Below are 2,174 nucleotides of genomic sequence, written 5' to 3' on the forward strand. Positions count from 1 at the left end.
TACAAGCAGCAAGCCGACCAGAGCTTCGAGAATCTGGGACCGCTGTTGCGTGATGCGCTCACCGATGCAATCGATACCGCCCAGACGGTCGCTCTCAATAGTGCCGACATGGTCTCTTCCCTGTACGGCGATATCGGTCTTGACTTCAAGACTGCACTGGACGAGATTGTCGCACCTGATCTTGAGGCGATCGCCCAGAAGGCTGATGCAGCGAATCAGAGCAAGCTGCTTTCTCAGATCGCCTCCAGTGGTGAGGACACGGCAGCCTCCACAGCGGAGACAGCCGATAACACGAAGCAGACCGACACCCGCATGGGCTCTCAGATCGCTTCGATGCTCTCCGATGGATTGACCAGTGTGTTCACCGGCCTGTTCGGGGACGTAAGCGGAGGCCTTATGGGCATGGTGGCCACCGAGATGCTGGGAGGGGTTACCGCGATCATATCAACGTTGCAACCGATCATCGACATCATCTACAATACCCTCTCTCCCTTGGGCATCCTGCTCACCATCCTCCAGGGGTTCGTCTCGGTGATGGAGCCGGCGCTCACCGCGGTGTTCCAACCTTTGGTGGATGTGTTCACCTGGATCGGGACCACCTTGGCAAGTCTGTTCCTGCCGGTCTTGGATGTGCTGCACACCGCGTTCGCCTTGGTGGGAAACATCCTCATGGCGGTCCTTACCCCTGTACTCCAAAGCCTTGCACCGGTCTTCCAAGTCATCAGCGGCATCATGATGGCATTCTCACCCATCCTGCTGTTGGTGGCCAAGGCGTTCACGATCCTCATGAGCCCACTGCAGTACGTTGCCGACCTGCTCTCCTGGCTCGGAAGCTGGGTGCAGTACCTCGGGTCCGTGATTGCCACCGCGGCCTACAACCTGGTGCACCCGTTCAGAAAGAAAAGCTATGCATCCAGTCCCGGATCCTTTTCCAGCGACGCTTTCAGCGGCCTTGCTGATCGCCTGGCGAACATCGATGCCGTCTACGACCAGGGGAGCGTGGCAACCGACGCGGTCTCCACCACCACAGCAGTGGGAAACGCAGGGTATCAGGGAGCGACGCAAGTGACCATCAACATCTACCAGCAGGCGCCGGTTGTCGGCAGCGACGGGATGCGCGCCTTCGCCCGGATGATCCGAGGCGAGTTCGAGCGTCTTGATTACTACGGGGTTACTTAGATGGCAAACATACACAATCCAACCCTCACCCTCACCTTCCTGGGAGGCGACCTGGAGGCGGGACACTCCTTGGTACAGACGATCGGCGAACAGCATATCGCACGCAGGTCGATCACCTTCCACCAACAGCTGCTGTCCGGCTTGAAAAGCGCTTCGAATCAGGTTGATCTGCTCTTGGATAAGGCTTGCCTTGCAATCGAGGACATCATTGCCACAGAAGGCGATGTGAAGGCCACCCTCACCGACGGCACACAGACCTTGTTCACCGGATACCTTTCGACCAGCTACAACTGGATGCTCACCCACAGCGGAAAGCAAGCGCTGGCGATCACCATCGAGGACACCGGCACCCGGTTGTTGGGAAAAGCCTTCATCGAAAGTGGACGGCACCTATTCAACTGCACGGCCAGCGAGGCGATCGCCTCTATCTGTACAAGAGCGGGCATCACTGTCTCACCGGCTTGCATTTCCCTCACTGCACCGGTCACCCGAAGCGTGGATGGATCTGCAACCTGCGGCGAGCTGCTGGACCAATTGGTGTATGAACTGGGTCATGTGTATTACTTCGATGCGTTGGGACACCTGAGGCTGTTCAAGATGGACTGCACTTCCACTGAGAACCTTCCCACCCTCGATAAGGACGACTTGGTTGTGGTGGGAGGCAAGGCGATCACGCTTTCCAAGAAGATCCGCCAGTACAAGAGTGCGCGGGTTTCTTTTACCCGTTTAGGGACGGCGGGCGACTATCTGGTGTACCGCAATACCACAGGACGAGGGGATAGGCACCCGTATTGTTACCTCAAGCTGGAAGGTGGTGCGCACTTCGACGGCAGTGAAATCTATACCGAAGCCGAATGGACCGAAGCCCAGACGGACAGCTTTCGCACTCCCGCTCTGATCGAAGCCTGCAATGGGGCAAGTGAGATCGATATCGTGGGATCGAGCGACATCATCGCCGTCTCGAACGTGCGCACCGAGTTCACCGCCGAAAGCGG

Annotated in this window: 2 protein-coding genes; both read left to right on the top strand. The window is 57.8% G+C overall.

Annotated elements, in window-relative coordinates; all coding sequences use genetic code 11:
* On the top strand, nt 1-1,179 hold a 1,179-nt coding region (locus tag ACODJP_RS13695), incomplete at its 5' end, for a hypothetical protein (protein WP_422482448.1).
* Nucleotides 1,180-2,174: hypothetical protein (locus ACODJP_RS13700; RefSeq protein ID WP_422482450.1), on the top strand; the 995-nt coding region annotated here is incomplete at its 3' end.

Source organism: Pleomorphochaeta sp. DL1XJH-081, from assembly GCF_049310885.1.
Taxonomy (GTDB): Bacteria; Spirochaetota; Spirochaetia; order Sphaerochaetales; family Sphaerochaetaceae; genus CAYZJV01.